The sequence below is a fragment of the Candidatus Schekmanbacteria bacterium genome, assembly GCA_003695725.1.
In the GTDB taxonomy this organism is placed as follows: Bacteria; Schekmanbacteria; GWA2-38-11; order GWA2-38-11; family J061; genus J061.
In genome coordinates this window covers 1-4,345 of the sequence record RFHX01000334.1, presented here as the reverse complement: position 1 = coordinate 4,345, position 4,345 = coordinate 1, and the positions used below count along the sequence as shown (strand labels likewise).

4 protein-coding genes are annotated in these 4,345 nt (G+C 34.0%); all 4 read right to left on the bottom strand.

Annotated features, from left to right (window positions below; translation table 11 throughout):
• The coding region (locus D6734_12220) for a hypothetical protein (protein ID RMF92454.1) at nucleotides 1-900 on the bottom strand (900 nt) is incomplete at its 3' end.
• Nucleotides 890-2,764, bottom strand: coding sequence for an asparagine synthase (glutamine-hydrolyzing) (gene asnB, locus D6734_12215; GenBank protein RMF92453.1), 1,875 nt, complete (start codon nucleotides 2,762-2,764; stop codon nucleotides 890-892). The genes asnB and D6734_12220, both read right to left, overlap by 11 nt.
• 107 nt (nucleotides 2,765-2,871) lie before the next feature.
• The gene (locus D6734_12210) at nucleotides 2,872-3,426 is read right to left on the bottom strand and encodes a hypothetical protein (protein RMF92452.1); all 555 of its coding nucleotides are present in this window, start codon (nucleotides 3,424-3,426) and stop codon (nucleotides 2,872-2,874) included.
• A 40-nt stretch (nucleotides 3,427-3,466) separates the two neighbouring features.
• Complete coding sequence (locus D6734_12205) at nucleotides 3,467-4,249, bottom strand: enoyl-CoA hydratase (GenBank protein ID RMF92451.1); 783 nt, start codon at nucleotides 4,247-4,249, stop codon at nucleotides 3,467-3,469.
• Nucleotides 4,250-4,345: the final 96 nt, after the last annotated feature.

Here is a 4,345-nt window from a genome sequence, read left to right as displayed (position 1 = left end):
GGAAATGAGATAAATGAATGAAATTAAAATTTCTGCACCGTCAATTTTTATGAAAGAATCACCGCTCAGACAGGAAGATTGGGGAATTTTTGATATAATAAAATTGATAAACCTATTATTTCCTCCTCCTTTAGGTGTAGTTGGTGCAATGATTTGATTTAAGGATTTGCCCTTTATTCTAAAACCTGCAAAGTTATGAGTTAGGTTGAAATAAATGCCCGGCAAGAATCCTATTAAAGAAGAAAGTACAAGAAGATAAAATTTCTTTAAAAGAAAACGGTATCTTAAAAGAAGAAGACTGATAAAAATGGCTGCGGCTTGAGGGAGAAGTGAGTACGAAAAGAAAGTTCCAAAACCAAATGAAATTCCTGCGAAGGCTGTATAAAGATTTTGCCTTTTGGTGTTATCTTCATAAATTGCTTTTAGAATAAAAAAAATAATAAATGTTGAAAATAAAGCGCTTTCAAAATGATTTCCCCATGATGTGAGAGAGATTTTTAAAAGAGACGGCACTGGAAAGAGCATTAGTAAAGAGAAGACGACTGCGCTATATAAATTGAAATATTTATTGAAAATCCAGTACCAAAGTGAAAAGATAAGCGCAGATATTAGGAATGTTGCCATCTTCAAGGATAAATAACTTTTACCAAAGAGGAAGAAGAAAGGCACAGCGCATATTCCTATTATCAGTGAGCCGCCTTCATAGTCAGTATAGAGATAGTCTAGTAATGGTAAACTTCTGCCTTCGATAATTTCATTGGCTATAGCACCGCGATATAATTCCTCTGAATCATATAATTCATCAAAGGATGTAAATAGAATTAATAGCCTAAAAATCAAAAATGCTGCCAATAGGACGAAGAAAATATTTTTTTCTTTATTCAGCCATTTATTGTTCATTCTTCTCCTTCCATACTATATAGCAGATAATAGTCCAAAGTTTTTGGGCGTAGTCATTATTTTTTTGAAGATGTTTTTTTACAAGACCATTTATATAATTCCAATTTAGCTCCCTGTGCTTTATTTTTTTTTCACTTCCTGTTAAGCTCAATGTAAGTCCTTCTAATTCATTCCGCAATAAATGTGCCAGAGGGAGATGGAATCCTTTTTTTCTTCTTTTCAAAATTTTTTCAGGAAGAAGCTCTTTGGCAGACTCTTTTATGATGAATTTTCCTGTTATACCGTTGAGTTTTAGATTTTCCGGCAATGATGCTGCATATTCGACAATCCTATGGTCAATGAAGGGGACTCTTACTTCCAATGAATTTGCCATACTTGCCAAATCGACCTTCTTTAATATGTCGTCAACGAGCCAGGTAGAAATATCTAAAAAAAGCATACTGTTTAATCTTCCTCTTTTTTTGAATTTTTCATAGTGTTCTTCCACTTTTGAAAAAGGGGAATAATCTTCCTGATTTTCAAGGAAGTCCGAAACAAAGAGCTGCTTTATTTCTTCTTTATCAAATACAATTCTCCAGTACAGATGTGCATATAACTCATCGAGTTTGAGTCCTTTTTGAAGTCTTTCTATCCTTGAGTCTTTTTTGAATTTTTTTGCCAATGAGAGAAATAGATTATTAATGGACAGTAATCCGCTTTTAAGAGGGCTACCGTAAATAAAATCTCTATATTTATCTGCAACATATGATGGATAACCAGCAAAATTTTCATCACTTCCATCTCCTGACAATACTACTTTGAGATTTTTCGACGCTTTTTCAGATATCAAAAAAGTAGGAATAAAGGACGAATCAGCAAAAGGTTCATCTAAAAGAGAAATTATTGAGACAATCTTTTCAACATCAGAACTCCCAATATTCACGGTAATATGATTACTCTCAAGAAAGTATGCCATCTCTTCTGCTGACTTTATATCTTCTTTATTCTGATACCATAGGTTTGCAGTAAAACTGTTGACTGTGCCTTTAGAGGCTCTTTTCATTAAAACTGATATGATACTCGAGTCCAATCCTCCACTTAAAAAAACTCCTAACGGTACATCACTTAAAAGGTGTGATTCAACTACACTTTCGAGTTTTTCAATAAATTCCTCTTTGAAATTTTTGTTAATATATTTCCCTTTTTCATCAACGGGAATGTTCCAATATCTTTTTGTTGTTGCCTTACCATTTTCAGCAATCAGTAAAGAAGCAGGTGGAAGTGATAAGATAGATTTATAAGGGCTTTGTGGCGTAAGAATATATCCAAAAGTAAAATAATCGATAAGTGCTTTTACATTGAGCTCTTTGTTAATAGAAGGAATCGTTAAAAGAGCTTTAATTTCTGAAGCAAATGCCAATAACTCATTGTCTAAATAGTAGTAAAGAGGTTTTATCCCTAAACGGTCTCGCACGAGAATAATCCTCTTTCTTTCAATATCTAGAAGGGCTAAAGCAAACATACCTTCAATTTTTTCAACAAATTTTTCTCCTAATTCTTCATAGAGATGAGGAAGGATTTCTGTATCGGAATTCGATTTGAGAATATGTCCTTTCGAAGTAAGCCATCTTCCAATCTCTCTGCAATTATATATTTCACCATTGAGTATTGCCGCTATGTTTTTTTGTTCATTAAATGCAGGTTGTTTACCGCCGGCAGGGTCAATTATGGCAAGACGATTGCTGCCGAGGGCAAAATTTTCAGTTATAAAATGCTGTTCATCATCAGGGCCTCTGTGCCTTAAAGTTTTTGTCATTGCCGAGATTGTCTCTATAGAGGCTTTTGCAGAATTGTCAAATAACTGAAAACCTGAAATACCACACATAAAGTTTTTTCCTTTAAATTTTTTCTAACATATGAATTTTACAGTTATTTACGGTGGGAAGTGCAATTTTTTTTTTGTAATGTTTTTTTTGGATGTAGAAATAATTTCTAATCAGTTATCAAAGATAACACAGAGTTTGTAAAGTCGATCATTTCTTTTTTCAAGTTTTCAGTCTTTTTCGATGTAATAATACGTATAAAATAGCGCTCTTTAAAAGTCTCCAAGCGGTATGTCCCAACGAGGCCGTTATCTATTTTTGCTATCCTCCCATTTATCTTGATTATTTCAGGTGCCAGCGAGCTGGAATTATTGAAAAATTTTTCTGCTGCTTGCAAATTCTCAGTTTTATAGATTTCTACAGAAAAACTTTTTTCAGAGTCATCATTTTTGAAATCACAAAAAAGAATTTCCTTGGCGCCGTTGCTTATGTAATAGGGAGCGGCACCATCGATTATAGATGCAAGGCATACAAGGTCTCTGCATATTTCAAAATCAGGTTGAATTTTATAACCCTTTATTGTTTCATTTGCAGAGAAAATGATAGCTTCCTTCGCAGGGGGTGTTCCCTTTGAATTGAAATGAATTTTATCAATAACGCTGCATCCGCTATTCAAAATTATGAGAAAAAATAGTAAAGCGGCATACTTGAAAAAAATGTTCATTTTTCAACTCCCTGTCTGCAATCCAAGGGACTAAATAACATTATCGTCCTTTAAAGTTAGTTTCCCTTTTTTCTAAAAAAGCGGCAATCCCTTCTTTTTTATCATATGTTTCGCATAAAGAGGACATATTTTTCATTTCAAGTTTAATTGCCTCTTGAAAGGAAATTTCCGTAGCTTTCATTATCGTGTCAATTGCCTTCTTTATGGCAAGAGGCGGCATTTCGTTTAATCTGGAAGCCCTTTCTCGGACTTTTACCATAAATTCATTTTCAGCGACAACTTCATTTATTAAACCTGCTTCGAGAGCTTCATCAGAATTCAAGATTTTTCCTGTCAATATCATTTCCAATGCTTTTGCTCTGCCGACTATACGCGGCAGTCTTACATTTCCGCCCCATCCGGGAATAACGCCTATTTTAAGCTCAGGAAGTCCGAATTTAGATTTTTTTGTTGCAATTCTAAAGTGGCATGCAAGAGCCAATTCAAGTCCGCCGCCAAGGACATAGCCACTAATTGCCGCAATTACCGGCTTGCCGCAAAATTCGATGCACTTTAGCATCTTGTGACCATGAGAAAGAAAACTGCGCGCAGTTTTCTTTGTTAGTCTTTTGATTTCATTTATGTCTGCGCCAGCAGAAAAGGCTTTTTTGCCAGCACCTTTTATAATTATACTTTTTATTGTCTTTGATTCTTTTATTTCTTCAAAGATAAGAGTTAGTTCTGTTGCTGTCTTTGAATTGATTACATTCAGAAATTTAGGTCTATTGATGGTGACTATAGCAGTACTATCGTCTATTTCGAAAAGAATGTTTTTGAAAGCCATAGAAAAATTCTTCCTGAAATTGTTTCTATCCAATTATAATAAATTGAGATTAAAAGAAATAGAATTCTTTAATTCATTTAAAAAGGCAAGAAACGC